Source organism: Burkholderia singularis (assembly GCF_900176645.1).
GTDB lineage: Bacteria > Pseudomonadota > Gammaproteobacteria > Burkholderiales > Burkholderiaceae > Burkholderia > Burkholderia singularis.
The window spans coordinates 31,989-46,121 of sequence record NZ_FXAN01000039.1; the positions used below are offsets into that span (position 1 = coordinate 31,989).

At 66.6% G+C, this 14,133-nt stretch carries 12 protein-coding genes; 2 read left to right on the forward strand and 10 right to left on the reverse strand.

Going from position 1 to position 14,133, the window contains the following annotated elements:
- Positions 1-117: 117 nt before the first annotated feature.
- Complete coding sequence (edd, locus tag BSIN_RS06145) at positions 118-1,977, reverse strand: phosphogluconate dehydratase (RefSeq protein WP_089339838.1); 1,860 nt, start codon at positions 1,975-1,977, stop codon at positions 118-120.
- A 298-nt stretch (positions 1,978-2,275) separates the two neighbouring features.
- Between edd and BSIN_RS06150 the strand changes: the two genes are divergently transcribed.
- The gene (locus BSIN_RS06150) at positions 2,276-3,151 is read left to right on the forward strand and encodes a MurR/RpiR family transcriptional regulator (RefSeq protein ID WP_089339839.1); all 876 of its coding nucleotides are present in this window, start codon (positions 2,276-2,278) and stop codon (positions 3,149-3,151) included.
- Between the two features lie 173 nt (positions 3,152-3,324).
- Here the strand turns inward: BSIN_RS06150 and BSIN_RS06155 are convergent, their stop codons facing one another.
- The 9 genes from BSIN_RS06155 to BSIN_RS06195 form a co-directional block, all read right to left on the reverse strand.
- Entirely contained in the window at positions 3,325-3,747 is a 423-nt protein-coding gene (locus tag BSIN_RS06155) for a CopD family protein (protein WP_082709743.1), read from the reverse strand.
- A gap of 34 nt (positions 3,748-3,781) precedes the next feature.
- The gene (locus BSIN_RS06160) at positions 3,782-5,053 is read right to left on the reverse strand and encodes a glutamate-5-semialdehyde dehydrogenase (RefSeq protein WP_089339861.1); all 1,272 of its coding nucleotides are present in this window, start codon (positions 5,051-5,053) and stop codon (positions 3,782-3,784) included.
- A 201-nt stretch (positions 5,054-5,254) separates the two neighbouring features.
- Positions 5,255-6,343 carry a DNA polymerase III subunit delta gene (holA, locus tag BSIN_RS06165; RefSeq protein WP_059515915.1) on the reverse strand — a complete coding sequence of 363 codons (1,089 nt, stop codon included), beginning with the start codon at positions 6,341-6,343 and terminating at the stop codon, positions 5,255-5,257.
- A gap of 44 nt (positions 6,344-6,387) precedes the next feature.
- Positions 6,388-6,939, reverse strand: coding sequence for an LPS-assembly lipoprotein LptE (locus BSIN_RS06170; RefSeq protein WP_059516122.1), 552 nt, complete (start codon positions 6,937-6,939; stop codon positions 6,388-6,390).
- Between the two features lie 61 nt (positions 6,940-7,000).
- On the reverse strand, positions 7,001-9,595 hold the full coding sequence (gene leuS, locus BSIN_RS06175; RefSeq protein ID WP_059515913.1) for a leucine--tRNA ligase: 2,595 nt from the start codon (positions 9,593-9,595) through the stop codon (positions 7,001-7,003).
- A gap of 531 nt (positions 9,596-10,126) precedes the next feature.
- Positions 10,127-10,624 (reverse strand): ExbD/TolR family protein, encoded by a 498-nt coding sequence (locus BSIN_RS06180; RefSeq protein ID WP_089339840.1) that lies wholly within the window; start codon positions 10,622-10,624, stop codon positions 10,127-10,129.
- Between the two features lie 244 nt (positions 10,625-10,868).
- The gene (locus BSIN_RS06185) at positions 10,869-11,570 is read right to left on the reverse strand and encodes a MotA/TolQ/ExbB proton channel family protein (RefSeq protein ID WP_059516120.1); all 702 of its coding nucleotides are present in this window, start codon (positions 11,568-11,570) and stop codon (positions 10,869-10,871) included.
- 44 nt (positions 11,571-11,614) lie between these two features.
- The gene (dapB, locus tag BSIN_RS06190; protein WP_059516118.1) at positions 11,615-12,412 is read right to left on the reverse strand and encodes a 4-hydroxy-tetrahydrodipicolinate reductase; all 798 of its coding nucleotides are present in this window, start codon (positions 12,410-12,412) and stop codon (positions 11,615-11,617) included.
- Between the two features lie 73 nt (positions 12,413-12,485).
- Positions 12,486-13,280, reverse strand: coding sequence for an outer membrane protein assembly factor BamE (locus BSIN_RS06195; RefSeq protein WP_173678637.1), 795 nt, complete (start codon positions 13,278-13,280; stop codon positions 12,486-12,488).
- A 156-nt stretch (positions 13,281-13,436) separates the two neighbouring features.
- Between BSIN_RS06195 and fur the strand changes: the two genes are divergently transcribed.
- Positions 13,437-13,877: a ferric iron uptake transcriptional regulator gene (fur, locus tag BSIN_RS06200; RefSeq protein ID WP_059569055.1), complete on the forward strand. Its 441-nt coding sequence runs from the start codon at positions 13,437-13,439 to the stop codon at positions 13,875-13,877.
- Positions 13,878-14,133: the final 256 nt, after the last annotated feature.

A 14,133-nucleotide genomic window follows, 5' to 3' on the forward strand; every position in this document is an offset into this window, starting at 1 on the left:
ACTCCTTTTTTATGACTTTCGTAGCTTTCGCAGCGTTGTGCAGCCGTTCGTAGGGGCAGCCGCCGCAACGCCCGCGCGGTTAGGTTGGGTGCGGCGGTATGCCGAGGTTGCCGGCGATCAGGTGACGTTCACGCGCGCGGCCTCGCCCGCCATCGCGCCGAACACCGACGCGCCCTGCTCCGCCGGCGCCGCCGCCGCGCGAAACACGCCGAACAGCTCGCGGCCAAAGCCAACCTCGTTATCCGCCTGATGCGCGGGCTGCGCGAGCGCGCGCGCGGCCCAGGCTGCGTCGTCGATCTCGACGTCGAGCACGCCGGCCGGTGCGTCGATCACGATCGTATCGCCCGTCTGCACCTTGCCGAGCGGGCCGCTCAACAGGGCCTCGGGCGACACGTGGATCACCGCGGGCACCTTGCCCGAGGCGCCCGACATCCGGCCGTCCGTCACCAGCGCGACGTGAAAGCCCTGATCCTGCAACACGCCCAGCAGCGGCGTGAGGCGGTGCAGTTCGGGCATGCCGTTCGCGCGCGCGCCCTGGAAGCGCACCACCGCAACGAAGTCGCGCTTGAGTTCGCCCGCGTCGAACGCGGCCTGCACCGCCTCCTGCGAATCGAACACGATCGCGGGCGCCTTCACCTTCCGGTGCTCGGGCGCCACCGCCGAAATCTTGATCACGCCGCGCCCGAGCCTGCCCTGCATCAGACGCAAGCCGCCGTCCGGCTGGAACGGCGCGCCGATCGGCCGCAACACCTTGTCGTCGCCGCTCGCGTCGGCGCCCGGCACCCACGCGAGCTTGCCGTCGACCAGTCGCGGCTCGCGCGTGTAGTGCGACGACAGCCCGTCGCCCGCCACCGTCGTCACATCGTCATGCAGCAAGCCGCCGTCGAGCAGATTGCGCACCAGGAACGCGATGCCGCCCGCTGCATGGAAGTGGTTCACGTCCGCCTTGCCGTTCGGATAAATCTTCGCAAGAAGCGGCACCGCGCTCGACAGCGCGTCGAAGTCGTCCCAGTCGATCACGATGCCCGCCGCGCGCGCGATCGCGACAAGATGCAGCGTATGGTTCGTCGAGCCGCCCGTCGCGAGCAGCGCGACGATTCCGTTGACGACCGCCTTCTCGTCAACCACCCGGCCGATCGGCGTGTAATGGCCGCGCTCGGCCGTCAGTTCGAGCACGCGCCGGGCGGCCTCGGCCGTCAGCGCGTCGCGCAGGGGCGTGTGCGGATGGACGAATGCCGCGCCCGGCAGATGCAGCCCCATCACCTCCATCAGCATCTGGTTGCTGTTCGCGGTGCCGTAGAACGTGCAGGTGCCGTGGCCGTGATACGCGGCCGATTCCGCCTCGAGCAGCGCGTCGCGCCCCACCTGGCCGGTGGCGAACTGTTGGCGGATCTTCGCCTTGTCGTCGTTCGACAAGCCGCTTGTCATCGGGCCGGCCGGCACGAAAATCGTCGGCAGATGGCCGAATTGCAACGCGCCGATCAACAGGCCCGGCACAATCTTGTCGCAAACGCCGAGGCACAGCGCCGCATCGAACATGTTGTGCGTGAGCGCGACCGCCGTGCTCATCGCGATCACCTCGCGCGAGAACAGCGACAGCTCCATGCCCGGATTGCCCTGCGTGACGCCGTCGCACATCGCCGGCACGCCGCCCGCGAACTGCGCGACGCCACCCGCCTCGCGCGCGGCGCGCTTGATGATGTCGGGAAAATCAAGGTATGGCGCGTGCGCGGACAGCATCTCGTTATACGACGACACGATGCCGATGTTCGGCTGCTTGATCGCCTTGATCGAGAACTTGTCGCTACCTTCGAGGCCGGCGAAGCCGTGCGCGAGATTCGCGCACGACAGCGCGCCGCGCGCCGGAAAGCGGCCTTGCGCGGCGTCGATGCGGGCGAGATAGGCTGAGCGCGTCGGCCGGCTGCGCGCGATCACGCGCTCGGTCACGGACGCAAGAGTGGGGTGCAGCGAGGCCATGCTGGGCGCTCCTCACATGAGCCGGCTGGAGCCGGCAAGCTGGAATCGTGGGTTCGTCCGCTTCAGCGAACAAACGGCGCGAGTTTAGTAGAAAAACTACAAGCCTGCAATCTCGCGGCGCAGCATGAATATCGAAATTTCATCGTTACGACCTGAAAATTAGGGATATTTATTCAGTGTTAACCCTAATCAGCCCGCCAACTTTATTGCGTTGAGCGCTAGAAAATTCTTGTAGATTTTCTACAATATCACCGCAATACTAGCGTCCATTCGATCCACCTCCACGCCCTTTCACGCCATGCTACCCAGAATCGAGGCGATTCGCGCCCAACTCCGCCCGTCCGAGCGCAAGCTCGCCGACTACGTGCTCGCCGCGCCGCGCGAAGTGCTCGATTTGTCGATGACCGCGCTCGCCGCGCGCGCGGGCGCGAGTCAGCCGACGATCGCGCGCTTCTGCCAGGCGCTCGGCTGCAGCGGCTTTCGCGAATTCAAGATCCGGCTCGCGCAAAGCATCGCGCCGGGCGTGGCGTCCGTCTACCGCGACGTCGAGCCCGACGAACCCGCACCCGGCATCATCGGCAAAGTGTTCGACCGGACCATCGGCGCGCTGATCGAGGTCCGCAACAGCCTGTCGGCAACCAGCGTCGCCGACGCGATCGAACTGCTGTCGCGCGCGTCGCGCATCGAGTTCTACGGCGCGGGCGGCTCCGGCATTGCCGCGCAGGACATTCAGCACAAGTTCTTCCGGCTCGGCGTGCCCAGCGTCGCGTACTCGGACCCGCATACGTTCTCGATGTCCGCCGCGCTGCTCGGCGCGAAAGACGTCGTCGTCGCGATCTCGAACACCGGGCGCACGCGCGACATCGTCGACGCCGCGCGCGCCGCGCGCGCATGCGGCGCGAACGTCGTGTCGATCACGCATAGCCATTCGCCGCTCGCGCAACTGTCGACGGTCAGTCTGGCATCGAACGTCGCCGAGGAAACCGACGTGTTTTCGCCGATGACCTCGCGCATGTCGCATCTCGCGATCGGCGACATTCTCGCGGTCGGCGTCGCACTCAATCGCGGGCCCGATCTCGTCGACCGGCTCGGCCGCGCGAAGGAGGCGATCACGCGGCGGCGCATCGGGATGGAGCCGCAGGCGCCGAAGGATACGGCCCACGAGCCGCTATAGCCGCGCGAGAGCGCGAAAACAGCCGATTGCCGGATACGAAAAAACAAAAAAGCCCCGGCCTTGAATGGCCTCCCAAAGACTGGATCGATGCCCAACTTTTGGAGTGCAGTTCAAGGCCGGGGCTTGCCGGCACGCTTACCGCAGCGCAACGCAACCGCCTGCGCGCCGCCGATTCAGAACGGCTTGATCACGACGAGCGCGACAGCCGCCAGCATCGCCAGCACCGGCAATTCGTTGAAGAAGCGATACCACTTGTCCGAGCGCCGGTTCTCGCCGCGCTCGAAGACTTTCAACAAATGCCCGCAATACGCGTGATAGACGATCAGCAGCAGCACGACGCCGACTTTCGCGTGAATCCAGCCCTGCCCCTGGCCGATGCCGATCACGAGCCACAGCCACAGGCCGCACGCGAGCGCCGGCACCGCGATGAAGGTCATGAAGCGAAACAGCTTGCGCGCCATCACGAGCAGACGGCGCACCGCGGCGGGATCGGTCTCGAGCGCCAGGTTCACGTAGATCCGGGGCAAATAGAAGAGTCCCGCGAACCACGCGGCGATCAGCACGATATGAAAAGTCTTGACCCAAAGCATTGCCATCGATCCTTTGCGTTCCTGTTTGCGCCTGCTTGCGTTACTGACGCCCTTCGCCGTGCCCGAGCACGATGTACTTCATCGACGTCAGCCCGTCGAGCCCGACCGGGCCGCGCGCGTGCAGCTTGTCGTTGGAAATGCCGATCTCGGCGCCCAGGCCGAATTCGAAGCCGTCGGCAAAGCGCGTCGATGCATTGACGATCACGCTCGCCGAATCCACCTCCCGCAAGAAACGCATCGCGCGATCGTGATCCTCGGTGACGATCGCGTCGGTGTGCGCGGAACCGTATGTATTGATGTGCTCGATCGCGGCGTCGAGACCGTCGACGATCTTGATCGCGAGCACGGGCGCGAGATATTCGGTGCGCCAATCCTCTTCGGTCGCATCGACGAGCGGCGCGACGCCCGCATCGGCGAGCACGGCGCGCGCGGCCGCATCGACGCGCAGCTCGACGCCCTTGTCGCGATACAGCCGCCCGAGCTGCGGCAGCACGGCCGGCGCAATGCCGCGCGCGACGAGCAGCGTCTCCATCGTGTTGCAGGTGCCGTAGCGATGCGTTTTCGCGTTGTCGCAAACGGTCAGCGCCTTGCGCGGATCGGCGCGATCGTCGACGTACACGTGGCAAATGCCGTCGAGATGTTTGATCATCGGCACACGCGCCTCATTGATCAGCCGTTCGATCAAACTCTTGCCGCCGCGCGGCACGATCACGTCGACGTATTCGGTCATCGTGATCAGCTTGCCGACCGCCGCGCGGTCGGCCGTCTCGACGACCTGCACCGCGTCGCGCGGCAGCCCCGCCGCATCGAGCCCCTCGCCGATCAGCCGCGCGAGCGCCGTGTTCGATTCGAGCGCCTCCGAGCCGCCGCGCAGGATCGTCGCGTTGCCGGACTTCAGGCACAGCGCGGCCGCGTCGATCGTCACGTTCGGCCGCGACTCGTAGATGATCCCGATCACGCCGAGCGGCACGCGCATCTGGCCGACCTGAATCCCGCTCGGACGATACTTGAGGTTGCTGATCTCGCCGATCGGGTCGGGCAGCGCCGCGACTTGGCGCAGCCCTTCGATCATCGTGTTCAGCGCCTTGTCGGACAGCGTCAGGCGATCGACGAACGCGGCGTCGAGCCCCTTGTCCTTCGCGCGCGCGACGTCACGCGCATTGGCCGCCTTCAGCGCATCGGCGTCGCGCGCGATCGCCCGCGCAACGGCTTCGAGCGCGGCGTTCTTCGCGGCGGTGGACGCGCGCGCGATCGCGCGCGATGCTTGCCGCGCGCGGCGGCCAACGTCCGTCATGTACTGATCGATATCCATCATGAGACTCGCCATGCAAGCCGCCCCGTATCGAGCGGCAAAAACGTTGTCGGAAAAACCCTGCGGCGCCAATCGCCGGATGCCGCGGCTCGCGCGCGAACCGCGGCTCGCAAATGCCCATCGATGTGCCGCGCCGCTGCGGTCGCGCTCGCCGCTATCGCCCGAGATCGCTCGATTGTAAGCGCCTGCGCGCAAGCCCGCTCAGCCGGCCCGGCGCGGCGTATCGCCGCCGGGTCCGCCCGCGCGCGCCACCGTCATCGCAAGCTGGAACAGGCCGTCCCAAGGGTCGGGCGGCGGCTCGCCATGCGCGCGGCCGCGCGGCACCGCGGCAAGCCCCTTGACCTGCCGGTCGAGCCGCGCGGCAAACGCGAGCGCCTGCTCGAGCGCCGTCTCGGACACGCGCGCCAACGCCGGCCCGACGAGCCGCTCGCGCGGCCCCCAGACACGATTCTCGCGCACGAGCGCCGCGAGCGGCTTGCCTGCCGCGACGCCGCGCTTGATCCTGAGCAGCGTGCGCAACTCGTCGACGAGCGCCCATAACACGAGCACCAGCGCCTCGCCCTCTCCCTTAAGGCCGTCGATCATCCGCGCGAGCCGCGCGGCGTCGCCTGCGAGCATCGCCTCGTTGAGCTTGAATACGTCATAGCGCGCGACGTTCAGCACCGCGTCATGGATCTGCTCGAACGTAAGCACGCCCGCCGGATAGAGCAAGCCAAGCTTCTGGATTTCCTGATGCGCGGCCAGCAGGTTGCCTTCGACACGCTCGGCAACGAATGCGAGCGCGCGCCGCCCGTCGTCGCCCGCCGCGACCCGCTGGCCTTGCAGCGCCAGCCGCTCGCCGATCCATTTCGGCAATTGCGCGCGATCGACCGGATCGATCTTGATCGCAACGCCCGCATTCGCGAGTGCGGTGAACCACGCGGATTTCTGCGTCGCCGCATCGAGCCGCGGCAGCGTGACGAGCATCAGCGTATCGGGATTGTGCGTGCCGGCGAGCGTTTTCAGCGCATCGGCGCCGTCCTTGCCCGGCTTGCCGGACGGAATCCGCAGCTCGACGAGCTGCCGGTCGCCGAACAGCGACATCGCCTGGCTCGCGCCGATCAGCACGCTCCAGTCGAAGCCACGCTCGACGGTATGCACCGAACGCTCGACGAAGCCCGCCGCGCGCGCGGCCGCGCGAATCCGGTCGCACGCCTCCTGCACGAGCAGCGGCTCGTCGCCATACGCGACGTACAAGCCGGCGAGCCCTTTCGCCAGATGCGGCTCTAATGCGTCAAGTCGCAATTGCATCGGTTACGCGCCTATCGACGAAACGAAATGGCGAACGCGGCCGATCACAGCGGCGGCGGCGGCAGCGGCGCGCGCGGCCAGACGGCCGGTACGCCCTGGCCCGGCTCCGGATGCAGCGTGCGCACGATCGCCAGGCGCCGCATCAGTTGATCGATCGCATCGTTGCGCATGTCCGCGTACAGGATCTCGGCTTCCTGCGACTTCGCGTTCGTATATTGCGCGCTGTACGTCATCGCGCGGTTCAGCGCGATCACGCTCGGCGGAATCAGCGCCGTGCCGTCCTTGCCTAAAAGCGTGTAATTGAGCGTGTAGTTGAGTTGATACTCCTGCACCGTGCCGTAACGGTCGAGCGTGAGCGTGCCCTGGCTCTGCGCTTCGGCGAGGTTCAGCACCGCGTCGGCGTCGTCGGGCGACTTGACGATCTTCGTGTCGCTGCCCCCCTCGACGAGACGCGTGAGCCGCGCCGCCGCCGCGGGCGGCCCGCCCGCGATGTACAGACGCTTGAACGCATAGTCCTGCTGCCCGCGCAGCTTGAAACCGCACGCCGACAACAACATCGCGCTGCCCACGAGCATCAAAAACGATCTGCGGATCACCTTCGCTCCTTGCTGATTCACCATGCGCCGCTAAACGACACCGGACCGACACCGGACGCCGTCAGACGACGACGTTGACGAGACGCCCTGGCACGACAATCACCTTTTTGGCCGGCTTGCCTTCGGCGAACTTCGCGAACGTCTCGTCGGCGAGCGCCGCCGCCTCGATCGCGTCGCGACTCGCGTCCTTCGCAATCTTGATCGCGCCGCGCACCTTGCCGTTGACCTGCAGCACCAGTTCGATCTCGGCCTGCTCGAGCGCGGCTTCGTCGACCTTCGGCCACGGCGCGTCGAGCAACCCGCCGAATTCGTCCGCGTAGCCGAGCGTTTGCCAAAGCCGATACGTGACGTGCGGCACGACCGGATACAACACGCGCAACAGCACGCCGTAGCTTTCGCGCACCACGCCGGGCGCGGCGCCCTTCGCGCCTTCGAGCGCGTTCAGCATCTTCATGGCCGCCGACACCACCGTGTTGTACTGCAAGCGCTGGTAGTCGAAATCGGCTTGCTTCAGCACGCCGTGGATCTCGCGGCGCAGCGTTTTGTCGGTATCGGCCAGCTGGGCGGCGTCGAACGTCGCGCGCGCGGCGAGCGCGTCGCGGTTCGCGTAACCGAAGCTCCACACCCGGCGCAGGAAGCGGCTCGCCCCCTCGACGCCCGCGCCCGACCACTCGAGCTGCTGCTCGGGCGGCGCGGCGAACATCGTGAACAGGCGCGCGGTGTCGGCGCCGTACTGGTCGATCAGCACCTGCGGATCGACGCCGTTATTCTTCGACTTCGACATCTTCTCGATGCCGCCGAGCACGACAGGCTGGCCATCGGATTGCAGCACCGCGCCGACGGGGCGCCCCTTGTCGTCATACGACACGGTGACGTCGGCCGGGTTGTACCAGGTCTTCTTGCCGGACGCGTCCTCGCGGTAGAACGTCTCGTTGAGCACCATGCCTTGCGTGAGCAGGTTCTTCGCCGGCTCACCGAACGACACAAGGCCGAGATCGCGCATCACCTTCGCCCAGAAGCGCGAGTACAGCAGGTGCAGAATTGCGTGCTCGATGCCGCCGATGTACTGATCCATCGGCATCCAGTAATTGGTGCGCGCGTCGACCATCGACGTCGCGTCCGGCGCCGCGTATCGCGAGAAGTACCACGACGAATCGACGAACGTGTCCATCGTGTCGGTTTCGCGCTTCGCCGCCGCACCGCACTTCGGGCACACGCAGTTCAGGAACGCGTCGGACTTCGCGAGCGGGTTGCCGCTGCCGTCCGGCACCAGATCCTCGGGCAATACGACCGGCAAATCCGCTTCGGGCACCGGCACGTCGCCGCACGACGGACAGTGGATGATCGGAATCGGCGTGCCCCAGTAGCGCTGGCGCGAAATGCCCCAGTCGCGCAAGCGCCACGTCACCTGCTTGTCGCCGAAGCCGCCCGCGCGCAGATCGGCGGCGATCGCGTCGAGCGCGGCTTCATATGCGAGGCCGTCGTACTTGCCGCTGTTCACGCAGGTGCCGCGCGTCTTGTCGCCGTACCATTCCTGCCACGCGTCGGTCGAGTACGTCTCGCCTTCGACCGCGATCACCTGCTTGAGCGGCAGGCCGTATTTCTTCGCGAACGCGAAATCGCGCTCGTCGTGCGCGGGCACGCCCATCACCGCGCCTTCACCGTAGTTCATCAGCACGTAGTTGCCGATCCACACTTCGACGGGCTCGCCCGTCAGCGGATGCGATACGGAAAAGCCCGTCGCGACGCCCTTTTTCTCCATCGTCGCGATATCGGCCTCGGCGACGCCGCCGCGCTTGCATTCGTCGATGAACGCCAGCAGCTCCGGCTTACCCTGCGCGAGCCGCGTGGCGAGCGGGTGTTCGGCCGCGATCGCGCAGAACGTCACGCCCATGATCGTATCCGCGCGAGTCGTGAAGACGCGCAGCAGCTTCTTTTCGCCATCGAGTTCGTATGGGAAGCCGAAGTTCACGCCGAAGCTCTTGCCGATCCAGTTCTGCTGCATCACCTTCACGCGCTCCGGCCAGCCGAGGCTGTCGAGGTCGCTCAGCAGTTCGTCGGCGTATTGCGTGATCCGCATGTAGTACATCGGGATCTCGCGCTTTTCGACGAGCGCGCCCGAGCGCCAGCCGCGGCCATCGATCACCTGCTCGTTCGCGAGCACGGTCTGATCGACCGGATCCCAATTCACGGTGCCCGTCTTCTTGTAGACGATGCCCTTCTCGAGCATCTTCAGAAACAGCCACTGGTTCCACTTGTAATAGTCTGGCTTGCAGGTCGTGACCTCGCGCGACCAGTCGATCGCGAGACCCATCGACTGCATCTGCTTCTTCATGTACGCGATGTTGTCGTAAGTCCACTGCGCGGGCGGCACGCCGTTGGCCATCGCGGCGTTCTCGGCAGGCATCCCGAACGCGTCCCATCCCATCGGCATCAGCACGTTGTAGCCGTTCATTCGCAGATAACGGTACATCACGTCGTTGATCGTGTAGTTGCGCACGTGGCCCATATGCAGCTTGCCGGACGGATAAGGCAGCATCGACACGCAATAGAACTTCTTGCGTTGCGCGTCTTCCGTCGCGCGGTAGGCGTCGGCGGCGCGCCAATCGCCTTGGGCGGCAGCTTCGACGTCGGCGGGTACGTATCTTTCGTGCATGGTGTGATTCGGGCTGGGCTTTGGAGCAGCACGCAGCGGCGGATCGGGCAAGCGCGTTCGAGCGGATCGGCAAGCGCGCATTCCCGCGTCGCCGGCGGCGCGGAGAAAAGATCGATTATACCGTCCGTCACGGCGACTCATGCCGCTGTCGCGCACCCGGGCGCGTTTGGACGGTGAGCGGCGGTGAGCGAGAAAGGTTTCGGCGCGCGGAGCGTATTTTATGGCGCAGGCTGCGGGCGAAAATGAGACGGGAGGGAGAAGGATGGACCGGGGGTGAGGTCGATGCGAGAGCGGAAGGGGGAGCAGGAGCCAGGAGCCAGGAGCCGGAGCCGGAGCTGGAGCCAGAGCCGAGGCCGATACGGAAGCCAACACCGAAGTCAAAGGCAACACCAACGCCATGGTCAGCAATGTAGCCGGAGGCGCCGCAGAGAGAGGAAGAGAGAAACAGCGCGGATACGCTCGCGAACGGCTCGGCCCGTCAGGCAACGCTGCCGCCCAGGCGCCGGGGCGCGCGGCAAACCGCGATTCGACTCAATGCGGCACCGCAAGCGCGGCGGCGGGCGCCGCCGGCTCCGCCCGCCTCGCCGGCTGCCCCGCGCCCGGCGTCCCGTCCGGCTTGGGCGAATCGGTCACGAAGCCGATCCGCGCGACGCCCGCCTGTTGCGCGGCGCCCATCACCTGCACGATCGCATCGTAGCGGGTGTCACGTGCGGCACGCAGATGCAGTTGCGGGTCCTTGCCGCCCGACGCCGCGTCGCGCAAGCGTGCGCTCAGCGCGCCGAATGCGATCGGCTCGCCGTTCCAGTACAGCTTGCCCGCCGCGTCGATCGACAGCGTGATGGTCTGCGGCGTATCGCGCGCGGGCGCCGCCGCGACTTTCGGCAAATCGAGCCGGATCGCGCGCGTGAGAAGCGGCGCGGTAATGATGAAGATGACGAGCAGAACGAGCATCACGTCGATCAGCGGCGTCATGTTGATGTCCGCCATCGGTTGCGCGGTCTGCTGATGGTCGAGTCCGCCGAACGCCATATATGCCCTCCGTTGCCGGATCGGATGCGTGAAATGCGTTGAATACCTGTTGCGCGATGCCGCGCGGCGAATCGTGGCGACCGACGCCGTCGCCACGCGCCCCGTTGCCGCAGCCGCCCCGCGCGCCTATCGGCACAATCGAACGCAGGCGGCGAAATCCGCCGCATCCGGCCGCAAAAGCCTGTTACGAAACCGGCTGCAAAAGAGGCCGCGAAAAAGACAGCGGCAGACCGCGAAACAGCGGCTACGAAGCCCGTTGCGCAACCGGCTGCCCGGCCGACTCACCGCAAACGAACACATGCAGATCGCGCGCGAAGCCGTCCAGTTCCTCGACGAGTTGCCGCACGAGCCGGCCGAGAATGTTGTACGCGAGCACGGCCGGAATCGCGACGACCAGGCCGAACGCCGTCATGATGAGCGCCTCGCCCACCGGGCCGGCCACGTTCTCGATCTGCGCCTGCCCGCTCGCCGCAATACTGCCGAGCGCGTGATAGATCCCCCAGACCGTGCCGAGCAGGCCGACGAACGGCGCCGTGCTGCCGATCGACGCGAGCAGCACCTGGCCGAATTCGAGCCGCCGCTGCGACGTGCGCAACGCGGCACGCAACGAGCGCAATACCCGCTCGCCGCGCTCGACGCGGGCGGCCAGCGTGCGCGGCCCGGCTTCCGGGATGGCATCGGCATCGCGCGCGGCCTGTGCAAGCGGCGCGAACACGCGCTCCTTGTCGGCCGCGCGCAGCGCGGCCACCCCCTCATCGAGCGTCGCCGCCCGCCAGAATGCGGCGAGCGCGGCGGGCGCCTGGCGTTTCGCGCGCACCAGCAGCCACGCCTTCACGAGCAGAAAACACCAGCTTGTAACCGACATCGCGAGCAGCACGTAAGCAACCGCGTGCGTGACGGCGTCGCCGCTTTCGAGGTAATGCAGGATGCCGGTCGGGGTGGAGATCGCCATCGATGCGTTCGGCTACGGACGGATGGAACGGCAGGCGCTCAGCGCAGGCCGAGCACGTCCTGCATATCGAAGAAGCCGGCGTCATGACCGGCGAGGAAGCGCGCGGCGCGCAGCGCGCCCTGCGCATACGAGACCCGGCTCGCCGATTTGTGCGTGATCTCGATGCGCTCGCCGGTGCCGGCGAACAGCACCGTGTGGTCACCGACGATATCGCCGCCGCGAATCGCCGAGAAGCCGATCGTCGACGGATCGCGCTCGCCCGTCACGCCGTGGCGGCCGTACACCGCGCAATCGGCCAGCGAGCGCCCGAGCGCGCCCGCCACCGCCTCGCCCATCATCAGCGCGGTGCCGGACGGCGCATCGACCTTGTGCCGATGATGCGCCTCGACAATCTCGATGTCGTAGCCGTGCGAGAAGTGCTTCGCCGCGAACTCGAGCAGCTTCAGCGTGACGTTCACGCCGACGCTCATGTTCGCCGAAAACATCACGGCGATCCGCTCGCCCGCCGCGCGAAGCTGCGCCTTCTGCGGTTCGCTGAAACCCGTGGTGCCGATCACGAGCTTCACGCGGTGGCGCAGCGCCGCCTCGACATGCGCGAGCGTGCCTTCCGGGCGGGTGAAGTCGATCAGATAATCGGCGTCGGCGAAAACGCGCTCGATATCGTCGGTGAGCGTCACCCCGGTTTGCCTGCCGAGAAACGCGCCCGCATCCTGGCCAAGCTGCTCGGAGCCCACGCGATCGAGTGCGCCGACGAGCGTGGCGTCGGGCGCGTCGAGCACCGCTTCGATCAGCATCCGGCCCATCCGGCCCGATGCGCCTGCAATCGCAATCTTCATGGACGACATGCACTACCTGCTACGAATAAAGAGCGAGCGGCGCATGCCGCCCGGTTTGACTGAAAGGGCCGGCTCAGTTGCCCGTTTCCTGCGGACCGACGGCCTCGCCCGCGCCCGGCGCGGGCCGCTGCGGCGGACGATGGAACTGGAACTGCGGCTGGATCGCCGGGCTCGCGCCGGGCGGCTGGCCGCCAGGCGTCGGCGCGCTCGGCGCCGACTGTGCGGACGGACGGAACCGCACGGACGCGCCGCCCTGGCCGGACACCTGCGCGGTCGCCCGGTTTGCCGCGCGCGCGGCCTGTTCGTTCGCGCCACTGTCCGGCGCCGGCTGCACGGCCGGCGTGCCCGCATCGGCATGCGCCGGCGCGGCGTCCGCAGCCGGCACGGCTGCCGACGACGCGGTGGCAGCAGCGGCCTGCGACGCGGCCTCGGCCGAGCTGGCGGCGGCCTGCGCCGCCTTTTTCGCCTTCTTGCCCCGCCTGTCGCCGTCGATATCGGCAAGCAGATCGAGTTCGGACGGCAGATTATCCGCGCCGGTCCAGCTCACGAGCCGATCGTTCGAGAAATTCAGCACGAGGTCGCGCTGCTGGACGACCGAGGTCGAGCCGCGCTTGAAATAGAACAAATAGTCCCAGCGATCCGCGTGGAACACGTCGGTCAGCAGCGGCGTGCCGAGCAACGCGCGCACCTGGTCGCGCGACATGCCGGCCTGCAGTTGCGACGCCATTTCCTGCGACACGAAATTACCCTGGACGACGGTAATCCGATACGGTGTGATGCTTTGCGCGACCCGTTGCGTCAAGCTGTCATAAGACGAGCAGGCAGCCAATCCGGCGACGGCGACAGCAGCGATGACAGCGCTTCGCATGCGGCTCCTCTGAAGTTGCAAAAGAGATCTTGGAATCATTTCCCTCACCGTGCCGGCCATGGCGCAGGCCGCGCGCGAATAGATGTCGAAGGTGACCTGAATGGCAAAAAGCCGGTACTATTGAAGCCCAGCATTGTACTCTAGGGACGCCTAGCCATGACCAATCCGACCGATCTCAAGAATATCGGGCTCAAGGCCACCCTACCGCGCCTCAAAATTCTCGAAATTTTCCAGCAGAGCCCGGTACGCCATCTGACGGCCGAAGACGTCTATCGCAACCTGCTGCATGAGGAACTCGACATCGGCCTTGCGACCGTCTACCGCGTGCTCACCCAGTTCGAGCAAGCGGGCCTGCTGTCGCGCAGCAACTTCGAATCCGGCAAGGCCGTGTTCGAATTGAACGAAGGCTCGCACCACGATCACCTGGTTTGCCTCGACTGCGGCCGCGTCGAGGAATTCTTCGACGCCGAGATCGAAAGCCGCCAGCAGATGATCGCGAAGGAGCGCGGCTTCAAGCTGCAAGAGCATTCGCTCGCGATGTACGGTTCGTGCAAAACGGAAAACTGCCCGCACCGCAAGCACGAAGGCAAGCACTGACGCGGCACCGGCCGCGCTGCGCGTGTTTTCCGCGCAAGCAGATCGTATAGGCCCGGCGGACGCAAGCCCGACCGGGCCTTTGTTCGATTGGATGCGACCTGCCCCGCGGGAGTTTGCGTATCGGCGGATTCTGCCGCCGATGGATCAGGCCGCTTTTTTGCGGATTATCCGCACGCCGTGCCATGCCGGTTGGATGCCGTGCGAATTTCGGCTCGGACCCGGCCAGCCGCCGCGCGTGAACGCAGCCGCATGTGCC

Coding starts and splice junctions, on each gene's coding strand:
- fur (WP_059569055.1), top strand. CDS start 13,437: ATGACCAATCCGACCGATCTCAAGAATATCGGGCTCAAGGCCACCCTA.
- leuS (WP_059515913.1), bottom strand. CDS start 9,595: ATGCACGAAAGATACGTACCCGCCGACGTCGAAGCTGCCGCCCAAGGC.
- BSIN_RS06195 (WP_173678637.1), bottom strand. CDS start 13,280: ATGCGAAGCGCTGTCATCGCTGCTGTCGCCGTCGCCGGATTGGCTGCC.
- BSIN_RS06155 (WP_082709743.1), bottom strand. CDS start 3,747: ATGGCAATGCTTTGGGTCAAGACTTTTCATATCGTGCTGATCGCCGCG.
- dapB (WP_059516118.1), bottom strand. CDS start 12,412: ATGAAGATTGCGATTGCAGGCGCATCGGGCCGGATGGGCCGGATGCTG.
- BSIN_RS06180 (WP_089339840.1), bottom strand. CDS start 10,624: ATGGCGTTCGGCGGACTCGACCATCAGCAGACCGCGCAACCGATGGCG.
- BSIN_RS06150 (WP_089339839.1), top strand. CDS start 2,276: ATGCTACCCAGAATCGAGGCGATTCGCGCCCAACTCCGCCCGTCCGAG.
- edd (WP_089339838.1), bottom strand. CDS start 1,977: ATGGCCTCGCTGCACCCCACTCTTGCGTCCGTGACCGAGCGCGTGATC.
- holA (WP_059515915.1), bottom strand. CDS start 6,343: ATGCAATTGCGACTTGACGCATTAGAGCCGCATCTGGCGAAAGGGCTC.
- BSIN_RS06160 (WP_089339861.1), bottom strand. CDS start 5,053: ATGGATATCGATCAGTACATGACGGACGTTGGCCGCCGCGCGCGGCAA.